The 24,835-nt window shown below is 57.4% G+C and carries 18 protein-coding genes; 10 read left to right on the forward strand and 8 right to left on the reverse strand.

What is annotated here, in order from left to right; genetic code table 11:
• Positions 1-126: 126 nt before the first annotated feature.
• The 5 genes from E0F99_RS09340 to exaC all read right to left on the reverse strand — a co-directional run bounded on the left by E0F99_RS09340 (position 127) and on the right by exaC (position 6,130).
• Entirely contained in the window at positions 127-585 is a 459-nt protein-coding gene (locus E0F99_RS09340) for a GNAT family N-acetyltransferase (protein ID WP_056861944.1), read from the reverse strand.
• 97 nt (positions 586-682) lie between these two features.
• Positions 683-1,513 (reverse strand): ethanolamine ammonia-lyase subunit EutC, encoded by an 831-nt coding sequence (eutC, locus tag E0F99_RS09345; RefSeq protein WP_083356585.1) that lies wholly within the window; start codon positions 1,511-1,513, stop codon positions 683-685.
• Complete coding sequence (locus E0F99_RS09350) at positions 1,510-2,904, reverse strand: ethanolamine ammonia-lyase subunit EutB (RefSeq protein ID WP_083356586.1); 1,395 nt, start codon at positions 2,902-2,904, stop codon at positions 1,510-1,512. The genes eutC and E0F99_RS09350 overlap by 4 nt, the downstream gene beginning before the upstream one ends.
• A 64-nt stretch (positions 2,905-2,968) precedes the next feature.
• Positions 2,969-4,402, reverse strand: a complete 1,434-nt coding sequence (gene eat, locus E0F99_RS09355; RefSeq protein ID WP_083356587.1) for an ethanolamine permease — start codon at positions 4,400-4,402, stop codon at positions 2,969-2,971.
• A 183-nt stretch (positions 4,403-4,585) separates the two neighbouring features.
• Positions 4,586-6,130 carry an acetaldehyde dehydrogenase ExaC gene (exaC, locus tag E0F99_RS09360; protein ID WP_242626907.1) on the reverse strand — a complete coding sequence of 515 codons (1,545 nt, stop codon included), beginning with the start codon at positions 6,128-6,130 and terminating at the stop codon, positions 4,586-4,588.
• A gap of 278 nt (positions 6,131-6,408) precedes the next feature.
• Here exaC and E0F99_RS09365 point away from each other — a divergent pair, with 278 nt between their 5' ends.
• From E0F99_RS09365 to E0F99_RS09400, 8 genes are all read left to right on the forward strand, one after another.
• Positions 6,409-8,316, forward strand: a complete 1,908-nt coding sequence (locus E0F99_RS09365; RefSeq protein ID WP_083356589.1) for a sigma-54-dependent Fis family transcriptional regulator — start codon at positions 6,409-6,411, stop codon at positions 8,314-8,316.
• A 247-nt stretch (positions 8,317-8,563) separates the two neighbouring features.
• On the forward strand, positions 8,564-11,974 hold the full coding sequence (locus E0F99_RS09370; RefSeq protein ID WP_130908747.1) for a hypothetical protein: 3,411 nt from the start codon (positions 8,564-8,566) through the stop codon (positions 11,972-11,974).
• Between the two features lie 210 nt (positions 11,975-12,184).
• Positions 12,185-13,285 (forward strand): hypothetical protein, encoded by a 1,101-nt coding sequence (locus E0F99_RS09375; protein WP_130908748.1) that lies wholly within the window; start codon positions 12,185-12,187, stop codon positions 13,283-13,285.
• Between the two features lie 385 nt (positions 13,286-13,670).
• Positions 13,671-16,886, forward strand: a complete 3,216-nt coding sequence (locus E0F99_RS09380; RefSeq protein ID WP_130908749.1) for a hypothetical protein — start codon at positions 13,671-13,673, stop codon at positions 16,884-16,886.
• Positions 16,887-17,229: 343 nt separating this feature from the next.
• The gene (locus E0F99_RS09385) at positions 17,230-18,051 is read left to right on the forward strand and encodes a hypothetical protein (RefSeq protein WP_130908750.1); all 822 of its coding nucleotides are present in this window, start codon (positions 17,230-17,232) and stop codon (positions 18,049-18,051) included.
• Positions 18,052-18,275: 224 nt separating this feature from the next.
• Positions 18,276-19,625, forward strand: coding sequence for a UDP-N-acetylmuramate:L-alanyl-gamma-D-glutamyl-meso-diaminopimelate ligase (gene mpl, locus E0F99_RS09390; protein ID WP_083356594.1), 1,350 nt, complete (start codon positions 18,276-18,278; stop codon positions 19,623-19,625).
• Positions 19,622-20,251 (forward strand): flavin prenyltransferase UbiX, encoded by a 630-nt coding sequence (gene ubiX / locus E0F99_RS09395; protein ID WP_010206807.1) that lies wholly within the window; start codon positions 19,622-19,624, stop codon positions 20,249-20,251. The genes mpl and ubiX overlap by 4 nt, the downstream gene beginning before the upstream one ends.
• Entirely contained in the window at positions 20,244-20,528 is a 285-nt protein-coding gene (locus tag E0F99_RS09400) for a YceK/YidQ family lipoprotein (protein ID WP_083356595.1), read from the forward strand. The genes ubiX and E0F99_RS09400 overlap by 8 nt, the downstream gene beginning before the upstream one ends.
• A 119-nt stretch (positions 20,529-20,647) precedes the next feature.
• Here the strand turns inward: E0F99_RS09400 and E0F99_RS09405 are convergent, their stop codons facing one another.
• The 3 genes from E0F99_RS09405 to E0F99_RS09415 form a co-directional block, all read right to left on the reverse strand.
• Positions 20,648-21,289 (reverse strand): oxidoreductase, encoded by a 642-nt coding sequence (locus tag E0F99_RS09405; RefSeq protein WP_083356596.1) that lies wholly within the window; start codon positions 21,287-21,289, stop codon positions 20,648-20,650.
• 29 nt (positions 21,290-21,318) lie between these two features.
• Positions 21,319-23,037, reverse strand: coding sequence for a C13 family peptidase (locus E0F99_RS09410; protein WP_083356597.1), 1,719 nt, complete (start codon positions 23,035-23,037; stop codon positions 21,319-21,321).
• Positions 23,038-23,142: 105 nt separating this feature from the next.
• On the reverse strand, positions 23,143-23,598 hold the full coding sequence (locus E0F99_RS09415; RefSeq protein ID WP_083356598.1) for a MaoC family dehydratase: 456 nt from the start codon (positions 23,596-23,598) through the stop codon (positions 23,143-23,145).
• 157 nt (positions 23,599-23,755) lie between these two features.
• Between E0F99_RS09415 and E0F99_RS09420 the strand changes: the two genes are divergently transcribed.
• Together E0F99_RS09420 and E0F99_RS09425 are read left to right on the forward strand one after the other, a co-directional pair.
• On the forward strand, positions 23,756-24,109 hold the full coding sequence (locus E0F99_RS09420) for a CidA/LrgA family protein (protein ID WP_083356599.1): 354 nt from the start codon (positions 23,756-23,758) through the stop codon (positions 24,107-24,109).
• Complete coding sequence (locus tag E0F99_RS09425) at positions 24,106-24,822, forward strand: LrgB family protein (RefSeq protein WP_083356600.1); 717 nt, start codon at positions 24,106-24,108, stop codon at positions 24,820-24,822. Before E0F99_RS09420 ends, E0F99_RS09425 begins: the two co-directional genes overlap by 4 nt.
• Positions 24,823-24,835 lie beyond the last annotated feature (13 nt).

Genomic DNA, 24,835 nt, shown 5'->3' on the forward strand with positions numbered 1-24,835 from the left:
CACTGCAGATCTAAAGGTGGGAGCCCGCGTCCTATGGTGAGCGGACTTGCCCCGCTCACCATAGGACGCGGGCTGGCCCAGAGACGCTCATTTGCCACAATAGAGAGCAAAAGCGATTCGGCGTTATCAGTCCTCACTGATCGGCAACACGTAGTTCTTGAACTCCGTGTCTTCACGAAACCCAATCGACTCATAGGTCTTCTGCGCCACGTCGTTGTCACTGCTGGTCGACACCCGCAGCCGCACGGCGTGCGTCTCTTTGGCCATTTTCTTCGCCGTGCGCATCAGATTGTCCGCTACCAGTTGTCGGCGGGCGTCTTCGGCCACGTAGATGTCATTGAGGATCCACACGCGTTTAAGCGACAGCGACGAAAAGCTCGGGTACAGCTGGCAAAACCCTAACAGCCGTTTGTCGTCATCATCGGCCAGGGCCAGGTAGATCACTGACTCCTTGCGGCGCAGGCGCTTTTCCAGAAAGGCCCGCGAGGAGTCCGGGAATGGTAGCGCCCCGTAGAACTCGCGGTATTTGACGAACAATGGCGTCAACAGGTCCAGGTGTTCCAGTGTCGCTTGAGTAATCCGCATGCCAGGCCTCAACTTCCAAAGGGGGGATGACCACACACGCGGCCGTGACTGGATGCTGCCTAATGGCGCGAAAAAGCGCAATCGTGCAGCTGATAGGTCATTCCGGCGGGCTGAGCAGGAAGTTGCCTTTCATCAGGTCAGGATCATCCGACTCGATGGTCTGTACCTGCGCCTCGTCCTTGAGATTGACCCCCGACAGCTGCCGACGACACGCCTCTTTCATCAAGTAAAGCAGGCGGTGCGCGGCCATGCCGTAGCTCAGGCCTTCCACGCGCACATTGGAGATGCAGTTGCGATACGCATCGGTGAGGCCGACTTTGGGGTTGTAAGTGAAATACAGCCCCAGGCTGTCCGGCGAGCTGAGCCCCGGCCGTTCGCCAATCAAAATCACCACCATCTTGGCCCCCAGCAACTGGCCGATTTCATCCGCCACCGCCACACGGCCCTGTTCCACCAGAATCACCGGCGACAAGGACCACCCTTCGGCGTGAGTCTGTTCCTCCATGCGTGTAAGAAACGGCAACGTGTGTTTATGCACGGCCAGCGCCGACAGCCCATCTGCCACCACCACGGCCAGGTCCACACCCCCTGGGTTGGCGCCAGCATAGTCGCGCAGGGTTTGCGCCGACTCGTCACTCAAGCGCCGCCCCAGGTCCGGGCGTTGCAAATACATATGCCGGTCCGTGGCGGCGCTGTGCAGCAACAAGCTGTCACGGCCGCGCTCGGCCATTTGGCTGCTGAGGGCTGCGTGGTCGAAAGGCAGGTGCACGGCATCACGTGCCTGGGCGTGGGCGAATTGAAAGTCCAGCTGCGCGCTGGTGGGAATGCTGGTGCCGGTGCGGCCCAGCGCGATGCGCGCCGGGGTCAGGCGGCGCAGTTCCAGCCACGGGTTGTCAGGCAGTTCTACTTGCACAGGCGGCTCCTTCATCCCAATTGCTTCAAGGCGTGGCGAAACGCCGGTGGCAGGCTGTTGCCGAAGTGCACCTTGCCGTCGGCTTGCGTGAAGATGCCCATTTTTGCCAGCCACTGCTCAAACTCCGGCGCCGGTTTTAAACCCAATGTTTGCCGGGCGTATAACGCGTCGTGGAACGAGGTGGTCTGGTAGTTGAGCATGATGTCGTCGGAGCCGGGGATGCCCATGATGAAGTTGATCCCGGCCACGCCCAGCAGGGTCAGCAGGGTGTCCATGTCGTCCTGGTCGGCCTCGGCGTGGTTGGTGTAGCAGATGTCGCAGCCCATCGGCACGCCGAGCAGCTTGCCGCAGAAGTGGTCTTCAAGGCCCGCGCGGATGATCTGCTTGCCGTTGTACAGGTACTCGGGGCCAATAAAACCTACGACGGTGTTGACCAAAAACGGCTTGAAATGCCGCGCTACGGCGTAGGCGCGGGTCTCGCAGGTTTGCTGGTCGACGCCAAAGTGCGCGTTGGCCGACAAGGCGCTGCCCTGGCCGGTTTCGAAGTACATCAGGTTCTGGCCCAAGGTGCCGCGGTTCAGGCTCAAGCCCGCGTCATAACCTTCCTGTAGCACGCTCAGGCTGATGCCGAAGCTGGCGTTGGCCGCCTCGGTACCGGCAATCGACTGAAACACCAGGTCCAGCGGCACGCCACGGTTGATGGCCTCGATGGAGGTGGTGACGTGGGTCAGCACACAGGCTTGGGTGGGGATTTCGTAGCGCTGGATGATCGCATCGAGCATCTCCAGCATGGCGCAGATCGAGGCGATGCTGTCGGTGGCCGGGTTGATGCCGATCATGGCGTCGCCGTTGCCGTAGAGCAGGCCGTCGAGAATGCTCGCGGCGATGCCTGCCGGTTCGTCTGTGGGGTGGTTGGGTTGCAGGCGCGTCGACAAGCGCCCGCGCAGGCCCAGGGTGCCGCGAAACTGGGTGACCACACGGATCTTCTGCGCGACCAGGACCAAGTCCTGCACGCGCATGATCTTGGAGACGGCGGCGGCCATTTCCGGTGTCAGCCCGGGCGCCAGGGCGCGCAGGGAGTGTTCGTCGGCCGCGTCGCTGAGCAGCCAGTCGCGCAGGCCGCCGACGGTGAGGTGGCTGACTACGCTGAACGCCTGTTTATCGTGGGTGTCGATGATCAGCCGGGTGACTTCGTCGCTTTCGTAAGGGATCAGCACTTCTTCGAGGAAGTGTTTCAACGGGATATTCGCCAGCGCCATCTGCGCCGCCACCCGTTCGCCGTCGTTTTGTGCCGCGACGCCGGCGAGGAAGTCGCCAGAACGGGCCGGGCTGGCCTTGGCCATCACGTCCTTGAGGCTGTCAAAGCGGTAGGTTTGTGCGCCCACCGCGTGTGAAAAGCTTGCCATACAGTGTCTCCTTGGCGACGCGGGCAAGCTGTGAGTAAAGCGCCCGCGTCGAGGTTTACGGCAGTTAGTGCAAGGCGGCCTCTGCTGCTTGGATCGCCGCGAATTCTTCTTCCGGCGTGCCTGCTACCAAGTGATGCCGGCTGTAGAAAGCAAAGTAAGCAATTAATACTCCATAGATGATCGCAGCGCCAATCACCACCCGTGGATCCACCAGAAAGCCCGCCACGACGGCCACGCAGGCCAGTACCAGCGCAACGCCGGACGTGAAGATACCGCCCGGTGTGCGGTAAGGGCGGTCCATTTTGGGGCGGCGGATGCGTAAGGTGATGTGCGCGGCCATCATTAGCACGTAAGAAATGGTCGCGCCAAACACCGCCACCAGAATCAGCAAGTCGCCCTGGCCGGTCAGCGACAGGCCAAACCCGATAATGCCGGGGATCACTAACGCCAGCACTGGCGCCTTGCTTTTGTTGGTCTGCGACAGTTTGCGTGGCAGGTAGCCGGCGCGAGACAAGGCGAAGATCTGCCGCGAATAGGCGTAGATGATCGAGAAAAAGCTCGCGATCAGCCCAGCCAGGCCCACGAGGTTGACGAAGCTGCCCATCCAGGTCGAACCGCCGTAGGACAATGCCAGTGCTTCAACCAGCGGGTTGCCCGACTTGATCAGCGCATAAGTGCCAGCGCCGCCCGGTGCGATCACCAGGATCAGCAGGGCAAAACTGGTCAGCACCACAATGGCGCCGATCAGGCCTCGAGGCAGGTCACGTTTGGGGTTCTTGGTTTCTTCGGCGGCCAACGGCACGCCTTCGACGGCGAGGAAAAACCAGATGGCATAAGGAATCGCCGCCCACACGCCGACATAGCCGAACGGCAGGAAGGTGCTGGCGCCTTTGGCCTCGGTCACCGGGACATCCAGCAAATTGGCGACGTTGAAGTGCGGGACCATCGACACCAGGAACACACCCAAGGCAATCGCCGCGACAGCGGTGATCACAAACATCAGTTTCAAGGCTTCGCCCACACCAAAGATGTGGATGCCGATAAAGATGATGTAGAACGCCAGGTAAATCATCCAGCCGCCAATGCCGAACAGCGACTCGCAGTAGGCGCCGATAAACACCGCGATGGCGGCGGGGGCGATGGCGTATTCGATCAGGATGGCGGTGCCGGTGAGGAACCCGCCCCAAGGGCCAAAGGCGCTGCGGGCAAAGCCGTAGCCGCCACCGGCAGTGGGGATCATAGACGACAGTTCGGCCAGGGAAAAACACATGCACAAGTACATGGTGGCCATGAGTAAGGTGGCGAGGAACATGCCGCCCCAGCCACCTTGGGCCAGGCCGAAGTTCCAGCCGGCGTAGTCGCCGGAGATCACGTAGGCAACGCCAAGGCCAACTAACAGCACCCAACCGGCGGCGCCTTTTTTCAGTTCGCGTTGTTGGAAGTAGTCGGTGCCGACTTTTTCGAAGTCGACGGAAGAGCCAGTGGGTTCGCTAGGCATGGGGAAGTACCTTCATTGTTATTGTTTTAATTCGGCATCTTTGTGCCGAATGCGAATTGCAAGTACGTGCGAAGAGCCAATGTGGGAGCGGGCTTGCTCGCGAAAGCGGTATCTCAGTAAACGATGTTAGCACTCATACAAGGTTTTCGCGAGCAAGTCGTCTCCCACATTTTTAAGTGCATTTCAAATGTGGAAGCGGGGCGTCTGGTAACAGAAGAACAACGCATGAATGGGGTACCTCTGGAGCCAGTTCTTGGTCTGCTGGTAGTGGTCCAACATCATCTTGTGCGTCTCACGGCCCACGCCCGACTTCTTGTAACCGCCGAACGCGGCATGCGCCGGGTACAGGTGGTAGCAGTTGGTCCACACGCGGCCCGCCTTGATCGCGCGGCCCATGCGGTAGGCGCGGTTGATGTCGCGGGTCCACACGCCGGCGCCGAGGCCGAACTCGGTGTCGTTGGCGATTGCCAGGGCTTCGGCTTCGTCCTTGAAGGTGGTGATGCTCACCACCGGGCCGAAGATTTCTTCCTGGAACACGCGCATTTCGTTGGTGCCCTTGAGCAGGGTCGGCTGGATGTAATAACCGCCGGCCATGTCGCCGGTGAGCTGCTCGACCTTGCCGCCGGTCAGCAGTTGCGCGCCTTCGCCCTTGGCGATTTCCAGGTAGGACAGGATCTTGTCGAACTGTTGCTCGGAGGCTTGGGCGCCGACCATGGTGTCGGTGTCCAGCGGGTCGCCGCGTTTGATCTGCTCGACCTTTTTCATTACCACTTTCATGAAGTCGTCGTAGATCGACTCTTCCACCAGCGCACGCGATGGGCAGGTGCACACCTCGCCTTGGTTGAAGAACGCCAGCACCAGGCCTTCGGCGGCTTTCTCGATAAACGACGGTTCGGCTTTCATGATGTCGGCGAAGAAGATGTTCGGCGACTTGCCGCCCAGCTCAACGGTGGACGGAATAATGTTCTCGGCCGCCGCGTGCATGATGTGCGAGCCCACCGGGGTGGAACCGGTAAAGGCGATCTTGGCGATGCGCTTGCTGGTGGCCAGGGCTTCGCCGGCTTCTTTGCCGAAACCGTGCACCACGTTCAGCACGCCCGGTGGCAGCAGGTCGCCGATCAGTTCCATCAGCACGCTGATGCCCAGCGGGGTTTGCTCGGCGGGCTTGAGCACCACGCAGTTACCGGCGGCCAGGGCCGGGGCGAGTTTCCAGGCGGCCATCAGCAGCGGGAAGTTCCACGGGATGATCTGGCCAACCACACCCAGCGGCTCATGGAAGTGGTACGAGGCGGTGAGTTCGTTGATCTCGGCGCTGGTGCCTTCCTGGGCGCGGATGCAACCGGCGAAGTAGCGGAAGTGGTCGGCGGCCAGCGGGATGTCGGCATTGAGGGTTTCACGCACGGCTTTGCCGTTGTCCCAGGTTTCGGTGATGGCCAGCAGTTCGAGGTTCTGCTCGATGCGGTCGGCGATCTTCAGCAACACCAGTGAGCGGTCCTGGGCCGAGGTCTTGCCCCAGGCATCTGCGGCGGCATGGGCGGCGTCGAGGGCTTTGTCGATGTCTTTGGCCGTGGAGCGCGGGAATTCGGCGATGGGCTTGCCGTTGACCGGCGAGGTGTTGGTGAAATAGTTGCCATCCACCGGCGCGACGAATTCGCCGCCGATGAAGTTGCCGTATTTGGCCTTGAACGAAACTATCGCGCCTTCAGTACCGGGATGGGCGTAACGCATGGTGGTTATCTCCTGCTTTTATGTTTATTGGAGTACAGCGGTCTTGCGCTTGATAAAGCGTAGAGCAAAGGTCGGGCCACTGCTTTGCAGGCCATGAAAATCAAGGGGTTGGGCTTTGTTGCAAGGCGTTGCTGTGACAGGTGCGGTACAGGCTGTGTGACAGTTTGTGCCAAAAACGTTACAGCCTTTGACCGGAGGGTCTGCCCGGGATTGCATTGGCCGGATGGCTGGGGGATGCTGGCCGTTCTCAAGCAGTACGCAGGGAGAATAATAAGAACATGCACAACGATCAGTTCAGCCGCCATGCCCAGCAAGTCCTCACCGTCACACGCGGGCAAGACCTTGCCCAAGGCCCGGGCAGCGACCCGTCTATCGCTCGCTCCTGGCTGCGGTGCCTGGAGGACTATCACCTCGACCCCGCGTTGAGCATCGCCCCTACCGTGCTCGAACACGGCCGCCTGCTGGAAAGCCGCGAACGCCTGCAGCAGGTGCTGCACATCGCCGGCAGCGAGATGAACAGCCTGCATCAGCAGCTTTCCGGCGCCGGCCATGCGGTATTGCTCACCGATGCGCGTGGGGTGATTCTCAACTGTGTCACAGCGCCGTCCGAGCGTAAGGTTTTTGAGCGCGCCGGGTTGTGGTTGGGGGCTGATTGGAGCGAGGCGTGCGAAGGCACCAACGGCATCGGCACTTGCCTGGTGGAGCGCCAGTCCCTGACCATCCATCGTGATGAGCATTTTCGTGGCCGGCATACCGGGCTGACCTGTTCGGCCAGCCCAGTGTTTGATCCACACGGTGAACTGCTGGCCGTGCTGGATGTGTCATCGGCGCGCGAAGCGGTCTCGCGTCAGAGCCAGTTCCACACCATGGCGTTGGTAAACCTGTCGGCGAAGATGATCGAGAGTTGTTACTTCCTGCGGCATTTTGAAAACCATTGGCTGCTGCGGTTTCACCTGCAGGCGGAATCCGTGGGGCTGTTCAGCGAAGGGTTGTTGGCGTTCGATGGCGAAGGGCGTCTCTGTGCGCTCAACCAGAGTGCGCTGAACCTGCTGGGGCAGATACGCAGCGGTTTGCTGGGGCAACCGGTGGAGGCGTTTTTCGACTGTTCCCTCGACCAGTTACTCGGCCGTGCCAGCGCCAATGCCACTGCGAGCTGGCCGTTGCGTACCCGTGATGGTCGGCACTTATTCGCCGCACTGCGTGGCAAGGCGCACGGCGTACCAGCGCCGCTGCCCAAGCCCGAGGCGCCACACCTAGCGGGTATCTGCCTGGGCGATCCCGCGCTGCAGAATGACTTTCGCAAGGCCGTGAAGGTCTTCGAGCGCGACGTGCCACTGTTAATCAACGGCGAAACCGGCAGCGGCAAAGAAGCGTTTGCCAAGGCTGTGCACCAGGCCAGTCAGCGTGCCGACAAGGCGTTTATTGCCCTCAACTGCGGCGCCATACCGGAAAGCCTGATCGAAAGTGAATTGTTCGGCTATCGCGGCGGCAGCTTCACGGGAGCCCGTAAGGAAGGCATGCAAGGCAAGCTGCAACAGGCAGATGGCGGCACGCTGTTCCTCGATGAAATCGGCGATATGCCCCTTGCCCTGCAGACCCGTCTATTAAGAGTGCTGGAAGATCGCATGGTGGTGCCCATCGGCGGTGAGCCCCAGGCGGTGAACGTCAGAATTATCAGCGCCACCCATCGTAATCTGCAGGCGCGCGTGCAGGACGGCGATTTTCGCGAAGACTTGTATTACCGGCTCAATGGCCTGGAAGTTGCTCTGCCGCCATTGCGCGAGCGCAGTGACAAGGAGCAATTGCTGGATTTGCTGCTGCTACAAGAAGCTGGGGGGCAAACGGTGGTACTCGATGGTGCTGCTCGTCAGGCACTGTTGGCGTTCGCCTGGCCGGGCAACGTGCGTCAGTTACGCACAGTGCTGCGCACACTGGCTGCCCTTTGTGAGGATGGAAAGGTCCGTGTCGCGGACCTACCGATGATCATCCGGCAGGCACAACCTGAGCGGGTGATCGAAGCAGGTACGACATTCGCCTTAGGTGATGCAGAGCGTCTTACGCTGCTTAATGCATTGGAGCGTCAATATTGGCACATGACTCACACGGCAACCTATTTGGGTATCAGCCGAAATACGCTGTACAGAAAGTTGCGCAAGTATGGAATCGCTCGAAGCTCGGTAACTTAACTCACAGACTTTTAGGAGGGTTCCAATGGTTGGTCAGGTATTAATGCTGAGGGCGGTACTTTCAGTAACTCGGTAGCATTATGTCGCATTGTAGAGGAACCTTGAATTCAGCCATCTACAGATAAGGTAATGCTACTAAGTGAGATCTTTTGGTACATGTTGGTACGAGCCTGTCGTGTAATTTGTAGGCAACGCTACCACTCAATGTACGAACGGTAAGTCACCGTTTTTACACTGAGGTGGCCATATGAATAATATCAATAACTTTGGTGGGCTGAGGGGGCCTTTTCATGGCGCTGCACACGCTGAAAACGCAGCTGTAAACGCGGAGCAGAACCCCCCATCGTTGAGCCAAAACCCTTCCGCCCAAGCGGGTGTACATCCTACTTTGGTTGGGCAAGGAGTGGATGACAGTGTGGCGTCAGTACTTTCAGGTATTCGTAACACGGATGACGATGGCAGTCGCAAGAAGCGCAGTGCCGATCAGCCTGACACTATTGGCGCCCGTGCAGTGGCTGATGCTCGCTTGGCGAAAGATTATGCACGTGTATCGGCCCTTTATGTCTTGCAAACGTTAAGGTACCCACTTGACGTTCCAGTCGCTGCGCAGTCCACACTGGGGCGTTGGCGCACGCAACTGGATAATGCATTCAAAAGCGCTGGTTTCTTAGAGTGGGCAAAGGACCAGGGGCTTGATACGGCTGAGCTGAAGTTAAAGCCTTCTACCGGGGAACTGACAGGCACTGTCGGCGATAAGAGACACACGTTTTCTTTACTGGACACCTCGGGATGGTCGGATGTCTCCCGCACATTGTTATCTATCGCCAAGACCATCGCACCTGAGCCCGACCAGACGCTTGATTACCCCTGGCCTGTGGGCAAGGTGCCGATTTTCGAAGTGAGCCGGTTTTACAACCAACCAGCCTTTGTCACGCCAAGGCAGGCCATTGTGCAACTCAAAAAGTTGAAAGAACGCGCGCGCTTCACGTTCGAACAAATGCCTTATGCGTCGCGACGCTCCCCAGAAGCGTTGCAACAGCAGCAAGTAGCATTAGGGGATGACGCTAACACCCATGCACTTATTAAGGCGTTGGCGTTACAGGTTGACGACACCACGGGCAGAATTGATTTAAGCAAGGTCATCGTCCCCATTGATCCTCACTCCACGTATTGTCGCGATAGTGATGAGCCCCTCGGCGAGGTAAGTGTGGTCGACCTTTTGGAGGCTTATGAGCTGCATGTGCCAAAGAACGTTAAGGCGGCACGTAATTTGGCGAACGCGCTGTCATTTGATCTTGCCCACAGAGCGCCTGAGGAGGACAGAGGTTGTGCGCCGTTTTTGATCAGGTCGACGGACGCAGCAGTATTGGGTGCTGAAACCCAGGCGCAGGTTCGCGAAATTGCGGCGCAGTGGAAGTCTCTGTCGAAACCCGCTACCCCAACCGCCCAAGCCAAGCAAGGCGCGGACAGTTTGATGGGGCGGTTGGCTTGCAAACTTCCCAACAGCCTAAGACAGGCGATAAAAGATGATCCGGCTGCGGCACTGGATAAGCTCATTCGCTTACCAGACGCGAAGGCGTTGGGCAGGAAAATACAGGAAGCACTTAAAGGCGTTGAAACGCCAACCAGTGCCATCGAGTATCTCTGTGTAGCGCTTGCACTTGATCTGGATTCGGCTGTCGGTGCATCACGCCAGAATCTGATGGGTTACAACGTGTATGGTCAAGAAAATATCGGTGCGTCACCTGTCGAGATTATGAAACGCTTCATTCGTTATCTTGAGGGGACAGTCGGCGTTGAGATCGCGCCAATGGCAGCGCATCTATTGTTATCGGTGTCGGCCCCCGAACTATTGGCAAAAGACCTGCCGCCTAATCTCGTTTATGGCTCCCATCCATGGGCAAGTTATTCTATTGAGGCCTTGCGCATTGAAAAGCAAGTGCCCGGTGCCGTGGCCAATATGACGTATAGCCAGGTCATGCTGTATGGGCAGACGCAACCGATTTCAACGCAGGAATTCGATCAGTTGAAAGAAGTACGACGTGGCCCGGTGACGGATTGGGCTGTTGCGAATGAGGTGATCAGCGCGAGGGCTGATAATGTTTATTCAGCGGCAGATTATAATCTGTCGGTGAAGGCGCTGCTCAAGCAACAAAAAGAGTTGGGGTGGGCGTCTAAAGTATTGACGGAATCGCCGCCTACCCGAAAAGAAATGGCGCTGTCGGCGTTGAGGAGGGTTTTTCCGGGTGAGGGTATAGATTTTGAGCAGAAGGTCATAGAGGACACGGGTGAACGCTGGCCGTTTAACGTCGGTTACTCGCTGGCGGATATCTACATGTCCGGTGAGCTTTATACAAAGGTTTGGCAGTCGAATGACGAACAGGCCGTCCCGTACAATAAGAGGCGGGCGAGGTTTCATGAGCTGACGCCGGATATTAACAGTGCATTTGACGCAGCGTTTTCCAAATATCAAGCGCGCAAAGAAGCGGCTTTTAATACGCTGTTCAGGTACCACACCTCCTTGATGCCTGTCACCGATCGGGAGAGGTTGAAAAACTCAACGATCAGCTTCTATGCGGTGCGTAAAACGTACGATGGCGAAAATTATATCAAACAGCAAAATCATGAGCGCGCCGTGCCTTATGGCGAGCCCAGCCCACAAGAGGTTGAGTCACTGACGGGGCGTCAGGGTGTACTTATTCAGGCAGATCGCGGTAATGGGTTGTTTGACTATTACAGCTATTTCCCAGCCCAGGCCAAGATAGTCAAAGAGCCCGGGTTGTCACACGCACTTGTCAGCAGGCCGCAAAAACCATGGGCGGGGCCATTGCGTAATGACCGAGGCGATGTGCTTCGCATTGACGATAATCCTTATCACGGTGCCCCGCCAAAAGAGCATGTCAGGTCGAGGGTCTTGGTCGAGCGGCTGGCGCTGCCCAATACAAATCGTTCTGGCGCGCACGAGCCATCTGACAGCGCAGAGGGGTTAAAGGGCGGTTATTTTTCCAAAAGAAGTCGAGAGTTAGGTGCAATCGTCACAGGTCACTTTTTACCCGGTTTTGCGCAAGAGAGGACGGCGGCAAAGGGTGTAACAGACAGAGAGCAGGAAAGAATAACCAATAAAAAGCTGAATGATTTTTTTCTGAGTTTGGCCCCGTTCCATGATGGGATTAAGGCAGCCCTGAATGGCGATGTGTCAGGTGCAGCCTTGGAACTCGGCTTCGATATCTTCGGTTTTCTTATTCCCGGTGCTGGCCATGCGCGAAAAGCCCTTAACGCTGGCCGCGGCGTACTCAAGTCCCTTGCCTGCGGGGTGGTAAAAGGGGTTGCCGCCTCTTTCGCATTTGATGATTTTTTAAAGGCACCTAACAATATACGAACGGGGATAAAGGCCGTGGGGCGAGAGGTAGGTCATGTGGCCTCCGCGTTCCCGAAGGTACTCGCTCTAACGGTCAAACACTTTGATCCGCAAAAAGTTTACAAACATAATGATGTGGTCAGAAACTTTCACCAGAAAGTAACGGGCGGCGGGGGTGAGATGAAACGGGTCACTGCGATTTTTCTCCATGGCGGTTGGTATGCTTATAATCTTATAACCAAAGCGCCGTATGGCGTTCAATTGGTGCAGTATGGCCTTGTCGAGGCAGCGACAGCCTAGGTCTGTAAGGTGTGTTGTTATTTTTCAAGATTGAGTCTGCTGTTGAGTTGTTTGTATGTGCGCTGGTTGGGGGCGCGCGCAGCCATATGAATGATGAACTAAGTAGGGTTAGTTGTTGGCGGTTGTTGGAACGTTTTGAGTGGGTTTGCCACTCATGTTGTGGAGGAAATGGATGGCTTCCTAATGTAATTTAATCATTAGGTGAATCATATGAACAGTGTAAACTCCGTTGTATCGCCGTTGTCTTTCGTGCAGCAGCAGTTGGCCCTTGAAACGGCGAGCACGCCAGCAGTACAGAACCTACCATCCTCAACATTGACGGTTACCCATGCCCGCACTGGGCACAGCGTTGGCCGCGATAGCGCGTCTATAGAGTATGAGATGTTTGCTGATGAAGGTGATCGTTTCAATCGCGATAGGCGTGGGCGGTTAAGCAGCAAGCTTTTTAAAAAGAAAAAGCCCCCCGTCGCAGATAATACCAAGGCCGGGGACGCTGGCAAACTAATAGGCGTTGACGCAAATAAACCTGGAAGTTCGGGGGCGACGGCAGCCGATAAAGACATTGCCAAGGAACAGGCTGAGTTTAAACCTGAGGTCGATCAAACGGGCAAACTCGGGCAGGAAGACATCGTCATCGTCGAGCCTACCACGGTCAGTTTGGCGGTCCCTAAGGTAAGCGTTAATAGTAAGGCGGTCTCGCCGTTCTCTTCGGACACGTTGAAGAAAGCAAAGAAAGAGTTTGAAGAAGCCACCGCTGCCCCTGAGGCGAGTAAGGCAGAAAAGACGACTTCGGAAGAGGTAAAATCTGACGCCGATACAAGTCTTAAACCCGAGAAAAATACAATCTCGGATACTAAAAAAGCGTTGATAGTGGTAGGGATAGGCGCGGTAGTGACCCCCGCGGTTACCGCCATCGCTAAAATTATCGAAAAGCACTTGGGTGAAAATGTCGTGACTAAATTCCAGACGTCCCTCGCCGAAACGAAAATCATCGATCAACTTCAGAAAGATGTTTTTGACACCGTGAATATACTGACTCGTCTCACGAAGGGTAAGGCGCCAGAACCAGACTATCAATGGGCCCTTAAATCCGATGCGGAGCGTATGACTTCGCTTGAGTCGATCACTCTGCAACTTGAGTCTGGTTTTGGAATGCTCGCGGCAAAGTTTGAGATACCCTTCTCGTTCGGCGTGTCGCGTATCGAAGAGCCCGACGTCGAGGGGCGCGCAAAAATCATTGAAGCCCGACTGGCTGCGATGATCGCTATTACTCAGGCCGTCACGCTAAAACTTAATGCTCTAGCGGCGTAAGGCATCGGCCTCGGCTTTTCTAAAACCTGACCTGCCGCGTTGCGGTCAGTGGCGTAAAGCCGTTTCCATCATGCTGTTGTATTCGATGAGGTCGCGTGCACGCGGTCTCGTCGGATGCAATGGCTTTTTTTGCTTCGAGCGGCAGTAATTAGTTAAGGCGCGCGGCTTAATAGCGGCGCAGGCATTGGCTCTCCTCGGCGATTAGTTGCATTTTCTTAGGGTTAACGTGGCCGTGTCACACCTATGATGTTGCTGTTTTCGCGAGGAACTATTGTGGCGACAGTGTTCACAAAAATAGGGAGACTTATGAAGGCGTTAGGGGTCGGTGGTTGCAGCACTCAGTGAGTGGTCACGTGCCCCTGTTATTTTATCCACGAGGTGTTAAGTGGCGACTGTTTCGAGTTTTAGTCCAAGACCGATCTTTCTCAGTCATGTTGCCGCACCGGTTGAAACCGTCGCCGTACCTGCGGTACAGACCGCCACGGCGCACACCGATGCAGTGCGATCTAAGCGCAGTGCAGCGTTACCTGACAGCCCCGACGTTCGTGCAAGTGCTGATGCTCAGTTGGCACAGTCCTTCGCAAGAGCATTGGCTACTCGTTCCTATCAGACCTCAATGGCGCCGCCCAATGTTCAGGTTTCTCTACAGTCCACACTGGGGCGTTGGCGCACGCACCTGGACAGCGCGTTCAAAGGCCCTGGCTTCTTGGCATGGGCCAAAGAACAGGGGCTTGATACACGGCGCTTGAAACTGGATCCCGCCCGTGGGGAGCTGACCGGCAGTGTGGACGGCAAGACGCACACCTTTTCCTTAAAGGACGATTCGGGCTGGTCCGATGTCTCCCGAACACTGTTGTCGATTGCCAAAGTGATCGCGCCTGAAGCCGGGCAGGCGTTCAGTTACCCTTGGCCCCAAGGCGAAGTACCGTGCTACACGGTGGGGCGTTTTTACAACGAGCCTATAGACCTCACGCCTGCGCAATTCACCTTGCACCGCAAGAAGTTGCTGAAAAACGTAGGGTTTGAATTCCCGCCCTTGGCGTATGCGTCGCTACGCTCGGCAGAGGCGATAGCAGGCTTGAACGAGGCGCTGGGTGACGACGCTGACCGCCATGCGCTTATTTGCGCACTGACGTCTCAGGTGGATGATGCTGCTGGAAAAATCGACCTGGATAAAGTCAAGATTCCCATTGATCCTCGCTCGAGCCGGTTTAAGAGCGAGCACCTGCGTGAAATGAGTGTGGCGAGCATTCTCAAGCAAGATGGAAATAGAGTGCCCGTTAATAGCAAGCAGGCACTCAGTGTGGCTCTGGCGCTGTCTTTTGATCTTGCCCATCGGGCGCCGCAGATGGACGCTGGTGGGGTAAAGCCTTTGGCGGGAATGTTGGGTGCCACTTCACTGCGCAAGATGCGAGCACGGGTAGCTGAATGGAAAAACAGGCCACTTACTCACGTTTCAAATCCTCAGGCAGGAGGCGGGGCGGGGAGCTTATTACGTAGGTTGATGGACGCGCTTCCTGAGAGCGCCAGGAAGGGGGTTGCGAGTAATCCATCGTTAGCACTGGACTCGCTCATTCGGTCACCCGAGGCGCAGGGGTTAGGTAAAGAGATACAAAAAACGCTTAAGTTAGTCGAGACGCCGACCAGCGCAATTGAAAGTGTGAGTGCAGCGCTGGTGCAGGAACTTGATCCTGGCGCAGGCAAGTCGGCTTTTAATTTGGCAGGCTATAACCTGTATAGCCAAGACAATGTGGGGGCTTCAGCGGCCGACATTACCAAGCGTTTCACCACTTACCTCGAACGTCAGGTGGGGAGTGAATTAGCCCCTGTGGCTGCGCAGTTATTATTATCGGCAGCGGCGCCTGAGTGCGTAGTCAAACAGATACCGCCTAATCTTGTTTACGGCTCTCATACGTGGGTGAATTTCTGCATAGAGGTTGCGCGTATAGAGCTGCAAGTGCCCGGGGCGTCGGCAAACATGACATTTAGTCAGGTGATGGCGTTCGGTAATGCTCCTCCAATCTCCCTTGAGGGCGAGGATCAGTTAGGCGAGGTCGCGCGCGATCCGATACTCGCATGGGGCGTTGCCAACGGTATTATCCAACACCGACTCAATCGTGAGTTCACGGACGTTGATGCCACACGCTCACAAGCGGCATTGAACAAGCAGCAAAAAGAGCTTGCGTGGGCAAAAACAGTCTTGCAAACACCCGCCACAACGCGAGAGAAGTGTGCGTTGACGGAGTTGAAACGCGTGTTTCCGAACATCGACCCGACGCTGGACGTCGTGCAGGACACGTCAATAAAGCATACGCCTGTTTCGCTGCTTGATATCTACATGACTGGGCCAATTAAACCGGATAGGTGGAAGTCGCTGGACAATAAAAAGTTCCCCTATGATGAGATGAAGTCGCGGTTATCCCTGCTCAAGCCCGATATCAATACAACGTTCTCCGATCGTTTTCAGGCCTATAAAAAAGAACACGAAATTGCGTGGGCCCTGCAGTTCAAATATCAGCTTTCTCTGCTGCCCTTGGCTGATCAAGAGTCCATACAAAAATCAAAGGTCAGTTTCATTGAAGTGTCTCGGCCCTACCTTAAGACAGCGCTTGACCCTCGCGGGTCGAACCTGTTCCCCGGGCGCCGGCCTCGAACACCGACTGAGCCCGAGCTTGAGGCGCTAAAAGGCAAGCAGGGTTTACTTATGAAAGTGCAAGGGCCTGATGGGCGGGTCAGTGCTTATAGTTATCTCCCGACCCAAGGAAGGTTAGTCAAGGAAAAGGGCTACCCGGGTGAGCGCACTGATTTTGACGACAGTGGCTATTTTAATGGCGGCGCTGCGGGGCGTGTGCCGGGCAGTTCGAATGTCTTTGTGCCTTACGGTGTGGTTAATAGTGATCGTGACCCACCCGGTAACGCCGATAAAACACACGGCGCGTACTTCTCTGAAAGAAACGGCACACTCGGCTTAACGGCAGGTCTTTTTTTTACCCGTGATTATGAAGCGTTACAGTATCAGGCCGCGGGGGTGACAGCGCTTGAGAAAGGAAAAGCGCTTGATAAAAAGTTAAAAGATTTTTTCCTCGGCCTCGTGCCTTTTTACGATGGCGTGCAAGAGGCAATCAGTGGCAGTGTCGGCGGCGCGATTTTTAACATAGGGTTTGATCTTTTTGGGTTTTTCCTTCCGGGATTAAATGCTGCCCGCAAGGCGTTCAAGGCCGGTAGAGGGCCACTTAACATTATCAAGAGCGGCGTTTTCGCAGGCGTTGGTGCTTCGGTGGGTTATACCGATACGGTAGACATTGCAAGAAATGTTAACAAAGGATCAAGGGCGGGATACAAAGACATCAACTATCTGGCGACCCAGGCGAAGGCGTTATTGTCTCGCTTAAAAGGTAATTACCGACGTTATGATGTGACAAAGATATACCGTGAGGGTGATATCGTTAAGGGCTTTCTCCGTTCGGCAGAGGATAACGTGTGGCGGCCGACAGTGGCTATTTTCAAGAAGGGTGGGTGGTACGCCTATAACGTCATCACCAAGACACCGTTCGGTCTTCAGGCGGCACAGTTTGGTGCGGTGATGGGCGTGGCAGATTAGTTGCTATCGACGACATGGCTGGCGTGCCTGAGTTGCTCTTCTGCCAACCCGCGGTGGGTAAATAGTGCTGTTTTGATTTTAGTGATGGGGGTGTGCTTTTTTTGCCGTGGTTTGGAACTGCGTTTGACGTTTCTCTCACTCATTCATTAAATGAACGTGATGGATGCGGTTCTAACGTCTCATAACCATAAGGTGACTTATTGTGATACTTTCAAGCGCGACTCAAGAAGATCGACGGTTTAAGTGCATACGGCTGGGTGATTTATTACCGTCGACCGGTGGTTGGCGGCGTGGTGATATTGACGTGTCCTCTCGGACTGTAAGTCCTACCAAAGTAAGAGGCGTGTCGGAGGGCTACACCGCAGGGGGCGCCAGCGGGAGGTTTGATCAGACTGGCGTTGACTCCAGAGTGGGAAGCTTCCCAGGGCAGGGCCACGCAAGCGGCACCCGATCGCCGGAAGATGCGCATGTTGCGGCACCGGAGTTGGCTGATTACAAAGCTAAACATCAAAAAGAATGGCAAGCCCGTAAAGATGCAGATGCCCGGGATAAGTTGTTTGGCCAGTCGACACCCGGCCGAGTCGATGGAGAAGAAGTTCAACCCTTCTCTTCACAGCGCCTTTCAAGTGAATCGGAATCACTGACAAGTTCCGCTAAGGCCAAGGTTGATAAAGCAGCGCCGGCGCGCAATGTCACTTTATTACGGACCGCAGCCATTGCATTGCCGTTTAGTGCGATGGGGCTGATTATTGCAGGTGCCGTTAACGCCTATACCAAGACGCTTATTGATCCCACGCCTGTTCCCGAGGCTCTTACAAAAGAAGAGGTTAAGGCTGACCGACTTGTAGAACAGATCAAGTTGGATGTGTTCAAGGTGGCAAACGTCTGGAATGCGCTAAACGGCTATAAAGACGTTGCTCCCGGCGTGGACTGGGTAATGAAAGACAATGATGAACGCATGGATTTTCTGGAGGAAATGCTTGATATCTCAGAGAACCTGTTGAGTGTCGATGCCAGAAAGATGCTTATCTCCGTCTCGTACGCTTCCACTGGGGCGCCGAAGGAGGATATCGAAAGCCGCGCGTTGGCGATCAATTCCAGGCTCGCCGTGTTGATTGGGTTGTTCCGTAGCATGTCAGCGAAATTGAGGGCTGACGCTGCGTAAGCCTTACGCGTGTCTGACTGCCGGTTACAGCGCACTGGGCTAAAAAAGCGTCGTTGTATCAGGCTGATCTTAAAAAGTGAGATCGGATTCAACGGCGCTTTATATCAAGCACGCCGCCCGCCTTGGTGCTTGTCCCACGTGTTCCTGGCACAACCACCCACAGCTAAAGAGTGCGACTTTTCTCACCTTACGCTAACCTGCCTCGATGTTTTACGAGGTCGACTATGCACATTCATATTCTCGGTATTTGCGGCACATTCATGGGCTCGATGGCGGTTCTGGCGAAAGAGCTGGGCCACCACGTTACCGGCTCCGACGCCAACGTTTACCCGCCTATGAGCACGCAGCTGCAGGCCCAGGGTATTGAGTTGACCCAAGGCTACGACCCGTCGCAATTCGACCCGGTACCGGACCTGGTGGTGATCGGCAACGCGATGGTGCGGGGTAACCCGGCGGTCGAATACGTACTCAATAAAGGCTTGCCGTATGTCTGCGGCCCACGATGGCTGGCGGACCATGTGCTGCAAGGCCGTTGGGTGCTCGCGGTGGCCGGTACTCACGGCAAGACCACCACCAGCAGCATGCTCGCCTGGGTGCTGGAGCACGCGGGCATGAGCCCGGGCTTTTTGATTGGCGGTGTGCCGCAAAACTTCTCGGTGTCGGCGCGCTTGGGCGAAACGCCGTTCTTCGTGATCGAGGCGGATGAATACGACAGCGCTTTCTTCGACAAGCGCTCCAAGTTCGTCCATTACCGCCCACGCACGGTGATCCTGAACAACCTTGAGTTCGATCACGCGGACATCTTCCCCGATCTGCCAGCCATTGAGCGCCAGTTCCACCACTTGGTGCGTACCATTGCGAGTGAAGGCTTGGTGATTTACCCGACGACCGAGCCGGCCTTGCAGCGGGTCATCGACATGGGCTGCTGGACCCCGGTGCAAACTACCGGCGCGGGTGGGCAATGGCAGGTCAAATTGCTCAGCGAAGACGGCTCTAAATTTGAAGTGCTCTTTGACGGTGGGTCTCAAGGCATCGTCGAGTGGGGCATGACTGGCCAACACAACGTCGCCAACGCGTTGGTTACCTTGGCGGCCGCGCGGCATGTGGGCGTGGTGCCATCGATGGGCGTTGCTGCGTTGAGTGCATTCAAAAGCGTGAAGCGCCGTATGGAAAAAGTCGCTGACGTGAATGGGATTACCATCTACGACGATTTTGCCCACCATCCCACGGCAATCGCGACCACGCTCGATGGCCTGCGCAAGCGCGTCGGTGACGCCGACATCATTGCTGTTGTGGAGCCGCGTTCCAACTCCATGAAGCTGGGCGCGCACCGTGATGGCCTGCCCGAAAGCGTCAACGATGCCGACCAAGTGATCTGGTATGCGCCGCCCAACCTCGGCTGGGACCTGCCGGGCATTGCTGCGCTGTGCACCGTGCCGTCTACCGTCTGCGATTCCATCGAGGGCATCATTGAGCACGTCAAGCGTCAAGCCAAGCCGGGCACCCACATCGTGGTGATGAGCAACGGCGGCTTCGGCGGCCTGCATGGCAAGTTGGCCGAGGCGCTCAAATGAGCGGCCCGGAACGCGTCACTCTAGCGATGACCGGTGCCTCCGGCGCGCCCTATGGCTTGCGCCTGCTCGATTGCCTGGTGCGTGAGGAGCGCGAGGTGCACTTCCTCATCTCCAAGGCCGCGCAACTGGTGATGGCCACCGAGACCGATGTCGCGTTGCCGCCCAAGGTGCAGATGATGCAAGCCTTCCTCACCGAATATACGGGGGCGGCGGCGGGGCAGATCAAGGTCTACGGTAAAGAGGATTGGATGTCGCCCGTGGCCTCCGGCTCTGGAGCGCCGGCGGCGATGGTGGTGGTGCCGTGCTCCACCGGCACGTTGTCGGCGATCGCCACGGGCGCCTGCAACAACCTGATCGAGCGTGCTGCGGACGTGACCTTGAAGGAGCGTCGCCAGTTGATTCTGGTGCCGCGCGAGGCGCCATATTCGAGCATTCATCTGGAGCACATGCTCAAGTTGTCGAACATGGGCGTGACCATCTTGCCGGCATCGCCCGGGTTTTATCACCAGCCGCAGACCATCGATGACCTGGTGGATTTTGTGGTGGCGCGGATTCTCAACCTGCTCAATATTCCTCAGGACATGCTGCCGCGTTGGGGCGAGCACCATTTGAGCAGCGATGAATAAGGCCCTGTTGCTGCTGCTGGCGCTGCAACTGACGGGCTGCGCCACTGCGCGCACGTTGGACGCGGCACAACCTGGCGCGCCGGTGGTGTATGCCGGGACGCGGCTGGATTTGTATGCGATTGACGGCGGCTGTTGCGCCAAGGATCGGTTTGGCGCTGAGGCGCCGAGCTATCCGCATATTGACCTGCCGGCCAGTGCGTTGCTCGACACGCTGCTGTTGCCACTGTCGGTGTTGACGGTGTTGGGCGTGGGGTTCAACGCAACGGGTGGTCTATAGGTTTGATAGTGCCTGCACTGGCCAATCGCAGGCACGCCAGCTCCCACAGGGGAATGCATTCCCCTGTGGGAGCTGGGAACTGGCTTGTCTGCGGTGAGGCCCGATCAATCACGGCAAATTTATTTGCCCAGCTTGCGCAACTCATCCGACTCCACCACCCGCACCCCATCCTGCTCTTCCAGCGCCAGGCGCCACATGGCCCGGGCCAGTTCGCAGACTTCAATGCCGTGGTATTTGCCTGGAATCAATCGCGACAACGGCCCTGCCAGTTGTTCGGCCAGGCGCGGTTCCAAGCGTTCCCCCAGCAACAGCGAAGGTCGCACGATGGTCAGTTGTGGCCAGTTCTGGGCCTTCAGCGCCTGTTCCATTTCGCCTTTGACGCGGTTGTAGAAGATCGAGGATTTCGGGTCGGCGCCAATCGCGCTGATCACGATCAAGTGCCGCGCGCCCATTTCCCGTGCGCGCCTGGCGAAGGCCACGACCATGTCCAGGTCAACGGCGCGGAACGCGGCTTCGGAGCCGGCCTGTTTGAGGGTGGTGCCCAGGCAGCAGAAGGCGATATCGACCTGGCCGCTCAGTTGCGGCAGGAACACCGCGGGGTCGCCCACCGGGTTTTCCAGGCGCAGGTGTTCGGCCAGCGGCTTACGGCTAGGCGCCAGTACGCGGGTCACAGTCGGTTCGTTGAGCAGGCGGTCAAGCAGGTGTTCGCCGGTAAGGCCTGAGGCGCCAGCGAGCAAGATATGTTGTGGTGTCAGGTACATGGTGTTTTCCCCTTGTTACACGTTACAGCTTAGTTGCCTTTGGCTTCCTTGCTATTCATTGAGACGCTTTCGAGCGCCTTTCGTGCCTGCTGTTTACGTAATAATTGCCAATGGGCGATCACGCCTTTGGGGGCCCATATCTGCGGTTCGGAGGCTTCGAAGTTATCCGCCTGTTCGCGCTCGGCGACATGCATTTGTGCCAGTTTGAAGGCCTGCTGCAAGTCGTCGGTCTGATTGAACGCCTGTGCGAACAGGGCATCACCGAAGTAGGTGAAATCTGCTTCTTCGGAGCAACCGAAGGACACGCGATCAGCGCGCGAGGCCGTCATGATCAGCGTGCGCTCATCCTTCAGTGCCGGGATGAACCCGCCGGAGTAGCAGGCGGAAATCACAATGATCTTGTCGCGGTTTTTCAGCGGGGCGAGCACTGCCGCCAGCTCATCGGCAGGCAGGTCGGCCAGTTCCATGCGCGGCTGGTCCAGCACCAGTTCATGTTCATGGGTGCCGTGACTGGTCATGTAGATAAACACCAGGTCTTCCGGCCCTGTGCGCTCGGCCAGGGTTTGCACGGCGCGGCGCAGGCTTTCGCGGGTGGCCAGCGGGCGGTCGGCGATGTGATCACGATGATTGACCAGGCGAATCTGCCCACGCGCGCCGAAACGGGTCGCGAGCATGTTGCTGACGTAATCGGCCTCGCGCAGGAACACGCTTTGTTTACCGTCACCGGCCACTGCCAAGGTGTACAGCTCTACCGCGGGGGTGGAGGCGGGCACGGCGGCAAGGGCGGCGTCCAGCAAGCGGCCTTGGGCCAGTATGCCGATTTCCAGAGGGTCGGGCAGCAGCTTGCCATCGGCATCGCGTACGCGCATGCCATTGACCCAAGTGCCGGCCTCTACAGTGCCGTCGGTGAGCACGAGCGTGCCTTTGCCTTGATAGCTGTCGCTGTCGAAGCCGCCGATATAAAAGCTGCCATCGGTGAGGTTCAAGCGGCCTTCGCCGGTGAAGCGCCAGTCGCGGAATTGGCCGACATAGTGGCTGGCGTCAACACCGATCAACTCGCCTTTGCCGCTGAGCGCACCTTCCTTGAACTGGCCGATCCACACGTCGCCGTCGGCGTTTTCGTAGCGACCTTTGCCGTTGAGCTGGTTCTGTTTGAACTGGCCGACATAGATGTCGCCGTCGGCGCTGTTGAAGGTGCCGTTGCCTTCGAGTTGGCCATCGACAAAGTGGCCGCTGAACTGGTTGCCGCTGTCGTCGTTGCGTTGGCCTTCGCCGTTCGGCTTGCCGTGGGCGAACTGGCCCTGGTATTGGCTGCCGTCGGCCAGCTCCAGGCGCCCGAGGCCCGAATACTGGTCGTCCTTGAATTCGCCGCGATAGGTCATTTGCCCCTCTTTGAGGGTGCCTTCGCCGTTGCGCCGACCGTTTTTGAAACCGCCGACATAGCTGCTGCCAGCGGTGGTCAAGCTGCCCTGGCCGTCGAACAGGCCTTGCTTGAACTGGCCTTTATAGACCTCGCCGTTGCTGCCGTGCCATTCACCCTGGCCATGCCACTGGCCTTTATCGAACTGGCCGGCGTACCAACTACCATTGGGGTAGTCGACCCGGCCCTGGCCTTGCAGCAAACCATTGACCACATCACCCCGGTAACGGCCACCGTCGGGCAGGCGCGCATCGGGCGGCAACAGCGATTCGCCGTCTCCGCACGCGGTGAGCAACAGGGCAAGGGCAAGGGGGGCGAGTGGGCGCATAGCGGGATCCGGATAATTGAGCGCCGAGTATGCCGCAGCCGCAGGATTCATACATAAATTTACATACACTGTGGCAAGGTTTATTGCCTCGCCACAGGCACGGCCTTACACGAAGTAGAGTGACAACGACTCAGCGACGTAAGCGGGCTTTTCCTGGCCTTCGATTTCCAGGGTGGCGGTGGCCTTAAGTAGCCATTGGCCAGGCTTTTTCTCGGTGACCTCGTTAAGTGTCACGTTCAGGCGGACCTTGGAGTCAACCTTCACCGGCTGGATGAAACGCACACTGTCCAGGCCATAGTTGACCGCCATCTTCAGGCCCTCGGGCATGATCAGGATGTCTTCCATCAGCTTGGGCATCAGCGACAGCGACAGGAAACCGTGGGCGATGGTGCTGCCGAATGGCGTCTTGGCGGCCTTGACCGGGTCGACGTGGATGAACTGATGATCGCCAGTGGCCTCAGCGAACAGGTTGATACGCGCCTGGTCGATGGTGAGCCATTCGGAACGTCCCAGTTCCTTGCCGACATAATCTTTGAGCTGCGCTACAGGTACATAGGGCATTGCGACTCTCCTTGGTTCATCGTTTTTATAGGTGTGCGAAATCCATGTTAGATCATCATGGGCAATCTACCCGGTCAACCCACCATGCTTTTGGCGAATGCCGGAGCATAGGGCAGGCGTGCTTATAATGCGGATGAGTTTTTAGGGGGAACAACGGATGCTGTTACGGGGCCTGAGTTGGCTGGTGCTGTTTCAATTGATCGGCACCGCGATCAACCATTTGCTGCTGCCGGTGCTGCCGGGGCCGATCATCGGCTTGCTGTTGATGCTCGGTTTTTTGATTTGGCGCGGCGAAGTCGGCGAGCCCCTGAGCCTGGCTGCCAGTAGCCTGTTGCGCTATTTACCGCTGCTGCTGGTGCCGCCGGCCGTGGGCGTGATGGTGTATGCCAAGGACATCGTCGCTGACTTTTGGGCCATCGTCGGTGCATTGGTACTGTCGCTGGTGGTCGCCATGGGCTTTGTCGGCGTGTTCATGCAGCACCTGGTCAAGCGCAAGGAGAAGGATCGATGATCTTCGACTGGCATGGCGCGTGGACCGCTGTGATTCATCACCCACTGTTCGGCATCGGTATCACCCTCGGCGCTTATCAACTGGTGCTGGCGGCATTCGAGAAAACCCGCTGGGTCTTCCTGCAGCCGGTACTGGTGTCCATGCTGCTGGTGATCGGCGTGTTGCTCACCTGCGGCCTGACCTACGCCGAGTACCGCAAGAGCACCGAGATCATGGGCATCCTGCTCGGCCCCGCGACGGTGGCCCTGGCCGTGCCGTTGTTCCTGAACCTGCGCCGGATTCGCCAATTGTTCTGGCCGATTTTTACTACGCTGGTGATAGGTGGCGTGTTGGTCACTGGCCTGTGTGTGCTGCTGGGCTGGTGGTTTGGCGCTGAACACATGATGCTGATGACCATGGCGCCCAAGTCGGTGACGTCGCCGATTGCCATGCTGGTGGCCGAGCAGATCGGCGGCGTTGCCGCATTGGCGGCAGTGTTTGTGCTGATCACCGGCGTGGTCGGCGCAATGATCGGCCCGGCGTACCTGTCGCGCCTGGGCGTGCGCAGCCCTGAGGCACGTGGCATGGCGCTGGGCATGACGGCCCACGCCGTCGGCACGTCGGTGGCGCTGCAGGAAAGTGAAGAGTGCGGCGCCTTTGCGGCGCTGGCCATGAGTCTGATGGGCGTGGCCACGGCGGTGTTCCTGCCGCTGGCCGTGTCCGTGATTGTTTAAACCGGGTTTAAGG

It is taken from the genome of Pseudomonas antarctica (assembly GCF_900624995.1).
In the GTDB taxonomy this organism is placed as follows: Bacteria; Pseudomonadota; Gammaproteobacteria; order Pseudomonadales; family Pseudomonadaceae; genus Aquipseudomonas; species Aquipseudomonas antarctica.

Coding starts and splice junctions, on each gene's coding strand:
- mpl (WP_083356594.1), top strand. CDS start 18,276: ATGCACATTCATATTCTCGGTATTTGCGGCACATTCATGGGCTCGATG.
- E0F99_RS09375 (WP_130908748.1), top strand. CDS start 12,185: ATGAACAGTGTAAACTCCGTTGTATCGCCGTTGTCTTTCGTGCAGCAG.
- eutC (WP_083356585.1), bottom strand. CDS start 1,513: ATGAAGGAGCCGCCTGTGCAAGTAGAACTGCCTGACAACCCGTGGCTG.
- E0F99_RS09370 (WP_130908747.1), top strand. CDS start 8,564: ATGAATAATATCAATAACTTTGGTGGGCTGAGGGGGCCTTTTCATGGC.
- E0F99_RS09365 (WP_083356589.1), top strand. CDS start 6,409: ATGCACAACGATCAGTTCAGCCGCCATGCCCAGCAAGTCCTCACCGTC.
- E0F99_RS09415 (WP_083356598.1), bottom strand. CDS start 23,598: ATGCCCTATGTACCTGTAGCGCAGCTCAAAGATTATGTCGGCAAGGAA.
- E0F99_RS09420 (WP_083356599.1), top strand. CDS start 23,756: ATGCTGTTACGGGGCCTGAGTTGGCTGGTGCTGTTTCAATTGATCGGC.
- eat (WP_083356587.1), bottom strand. CDS start 4,402: ATGCCTAGCGAACCCACTGGCTCTTCCGTCGACTTCGAAAAAGTCGGC.
- E0F99_RS09425 (WP_083356600.1), top strand. CDS start 24,106: ATGATCTTCGACTGGCATGGCGCGTGGACCGCTGTGATTCATCACCCA.
- E0F99_RS09340 (WP_056861944.1), bottom strand. CDS start 585: ATGCGGATTACTCAAGCGACACTGGAACACCTGGACCTGTTGACGCCA.
- exaC (WP_242626907.1), bottom strand. CDS start 6,130: ATGCGTTACGCCCATCCCGGTACTGAAGGCGCGATAGTTTCGTTCAAG.
- E0F99_RS09350 (WP_083356586.1), bottom strand. CDS start 2,904: ATGGCAAGCTTTTCACACGCGGTGGGCGCACAAACCTACCGCTTTGAC.
- E0F99_RS09405 (WP_083356596.1), bottom strand. CDS start 21,289: ATGTACCTGACACCACAACATATCTTGCTCGCTGGCGCCTCAGGCCTT.
- E0F99_RS09410 (WP_083356597.1), bottom strand. CDS start 23,037: ATGCGCCCACTCGCCCCCCTTGCCCTTGCCCTGTTGCTCACCGCGTGC.
- E0F99_RS09400 (WP_083356595.1), top strand. CDS start 20,244: ATGAATAAGGCCCTGTTGCTGCTGCTGGCGCTGCAACTGACGGGCTGC.
- ubiX (WP_010206807.1), top strand. CDS start 19,622: ATGAGCGGCCCGGAACGCGTCACTCTAGCGATGACCGGTGCCTCCGGC.